Source organism: Methylophaga muralis (genome assembly GCF_001720165.1).
GTDB lineage: Bacteria > Pseudomonadota > Gammaproteobacteria > Nitrosococcales > Methylophagaceae > Methylophaga > Methylophaga muralis.
Genome location: NZ_MCRI01000085.1, coordinates 1 through 1,979, shown reverse-complemented (window position 1 = coordinate 1,979; position 1,979 = coordinate 1). Strand labels below are relative to the sequence as shown.

3 protein-coding genes are annotated in these 1,979 nt (G+C 43.3%); 2 read left to right on the top strand and 1 reads right to left on the bottom strand.

Annotated features, from left to right (window positions below; translation table 11 throughout):
* Positions 1-360, top strand: a 360-nt coding sequence (gene bfr, locus A9E74_RS13665; protein ID WP_069297144.1) for a bacterioferritin, incomplete at its 5' end; no start/stop codon positions are given.
* A 131-nt stretch (positions 361-491) separates the two neighbouring features.
* On the opposite strand, the gene yecR is transcribed toward bfr, so the two are convergent.
* Positions 492-785 (bottom strand): YecR family lipoprotein, encoded by a 294-nt coding sequence (yecR, locus tag A9E74_RS13660; RefSeq protein WP_069297143.1) that lies wholly within the window; start codon positions 783-785, stop codon positions 492-494.
* Between the two features lie 154 nt (positions 786-939).
* Here yecR and ahr point away from each other — a divergent pair, with 154 nt between their 5' ends.
* A complete protein-coding gene (gene ahr / locus A9E74_RS13655) occupies positions 940-1,938 on the top strand; it encodes an NADPH-dependent aldehyde reductase Ahr (protein ID WP_069297142.1) in 999 nt (332 codons plus the stop codon).
* Positions 1,939-1,979: the final 41 nt, after the last annotated feature.

The window sequence follows — 1,979 nt, the reverse complement described above, 5'->3', positions numbered from 1 at the left end:
TACGAGCATGAATATCATGAATCAATTGATGAAATGAAACATGCTGACGCGTTGACCGAGCGAGTTTTATTCTTGGAAGGTTTGCCAAACTTACAGGAACTCGGCGCTTTACGTATCGGTGAAAATACCCGTGAAATGCTTGAAGCCGATCTGTCATTAGAGATGGACGCTATTCCAGATTTGAAAGAAGGTATTCAATACTGCGAACAAGTTGCAGATTACGTGACTCGTGATTTATTCAAGAAAATTCTGGAATCTGAAGAAGAACATGTCGACTGGTTGGAAACTCAACTAAGCCTAATCGACAAAATGGGTATTGAAAACTTCCATCAAGCACAAATCGTTAAAGAAGCTGAGTAAAACTTAAGCTCACATAAAAAAGCCTCATCAGCTTAGCTGATGAGGCTTTTTTGTATCTTCTGGAAAGAGTCTTCGTTAAGTGAAGAATCGTTGTTGATTATATTGCTCTTAAGTATTTTCTCGATGGCGGATTAATGGTTGGTACATTGATATTGCTGCTCAACCTCATGATAAAAACATTGATACCAACCGGTATATTTAGCGCAAACCTGTTGCTCGGTACCAAGCTGCTCGGCACCCGTAAAACCTCGATCTCGGCAAATTTCTAGTGCCTGACGATCAGCTCGTTCAGTATCCAGAGCCTTTGGTTGAGTGCCTGAGTAAGGCTGACTGACTTTTATCACGTCATCTGGAACCTTCGTATGGTTAGCTGCACATGCTGATAAACAAATCATTATAAATAAAGATTGAAAAAGCGCTTTCATCTTGGTTTCCTTAAATCAAGTGTGCAGAAGATAGCGGGTAGCAGCCATAGAAACAAGTAATCAGCAAATTTTGCCATTTTCAGATAATTGCCAGTGAGATGCAGCAATATAATTAAGCAACGATTTCGTTTTGCTGATTCTTGAAGGACAACTGATGATTAATGCTTATGCGGCACTGGAAGCAGGAGCCAAACTTACCCCCTATCAATATGATCCCGGCCCGATTGGCGATCATGAGGTTGAGATTGAGGTGCGTTATTGCGGTATTTGTCATAGTGATATCAGCATTATCGACAATGATTGGGGAATGTCCTCATACCCTGTTGTGGCAGGGCATGAGGTTGTGGGAATAGTAAGTCAGCTTGGTGCTGCTGTGACCAACCTGAGTGTTGGCCAAACCGTTGGCTTAGGCTGGTATGCAGATTATTGTGAAACCTGCGAACAATGCCATAACGGCGACGAAAACATCTGTTCAGATTTAACGCCCACCATCGTCGGCCATCATGGCGGTTTTGCTGATAAGGTACGAGCAAATGCCAATAGCGTGATTCGTCTGCCTGAAGGCATTGATCTAAAATCAGTCGGTCCTTTGCTGTGTGGCGGACTGACTGTATTTAATCCTCTGATTCAATTTGAGACCAAACCAACCGACAAAGTAGCCGTTATTGGTATTGGTGGACTAGGGCATCTTGCTTTGCAATTTCTGCAAGCCTGGGGCTGTGAAGTCACGGCATTTACCAGCTCGTCCAAATTACAGGAAGCTCTGGATATGGGCGCTCATTACAGTGTTGACTCGCGTGATGAAGCCGTCATGGCAGAACTGCCCAGAAAATTCGATATGATTCTCTCTACAGTCAATGTCAAACTGGACTGGAACCTATATCTGAGTAAATTAAAACCCAGAGGGAGACTGCACTTTGTCGGCGCAACTATGGAACCGTTAGATATCAAAGTGTTTAACCTGACAGAAGCGCAAAGAAGTATCTCCGGCTCAGACACCGGAAGCATGCAAACCTGCAACAAAATGCTGGAATTTGCCCAGCGCCATCAAGTGAAACCAGTGATTGAAATGTATCCGTTTGAGCAGATAAACGAAGCGATTGAAAAACTGCGTAACGGCGATGTGCGTTATCGGATTGTTCTGGAACGTTAACAATTGAAAACAACAGATTTAAGTTGAGCAAATACTCTGGC

Excerpts from the sequence above, each read along its gene's own strand:
- yecR (WP_069297143.1), bottom strand. The coding sequence starts at position 785 with ATGAAAGCGCTTTTTCAATCTTTATTTATAATGATTTGTTTATCAGCA.
- ahr (WP_069297142.1), top strand. The coding sequence starts at position 940 with ATGATTAATGCTTATGCGGCACTGGAAGCAGGAGCCAAACTTACCCCC.